This is a genomic window from Mammaliicoccus stepanovicii, from assembly GCF_002902525.1.
Classification (GTDB): Bacteria; Bacillota; Bacilli; order Staphylococcales; family Staphylococcaceae; genus Mammaliicoccus; species Mammaliicoccus stepanovicii.
In genome coordinates this window covers 1-318 of record NZ_PPQZ01000091.1, presented here as the reverse complement: position 1 = coordinate 318, position 318 = coordinate 1, and the positions used below count along the sequence as shown (strand labels likewise).

Sequence of the window (318 nt, the reverse complement as noted above, 5' to 3'; positions counted from 1 at the left end):
TACATCGTTATCAACGAGTACATCAGAATCTACAAGTGAAAGCACATCAGAGTCATTAAGTGGTTCAGAGAGCGAAAGCACGTCGTTATCAACGAGTACATCAGGTTCTGAAAGTGAATCAACATCACTAAGTGGCTCAGAGAGTGAAAGCACGTCGTTATCGACGAGTACATCAGGTTCTGAAAGTGAATCAACATCATTGAGTAGCTCCGAGAGCGAAAGCACATCATTATCGGCGAGTACATCAGAATCCGAAAGCACATCGTTATCAACGAGCACATCAGGATCTGAAAGTGAATCAACATCATTAAGTGGTTC

The 318-nt window shown here is 42.5% G+C and carries 1 protein-coding gene; it reads right to left on the bottom strand.

All coding sequences use genetic code 11. The features are described from left to right. On the bottom strand, positions 1-318 hold a 318-nt coding region (locus tag CD111_RS12695), incomplete at both ends, for an MSCRAMM family adhesin SdrC (RefSeq protein ID WP_240610508.1).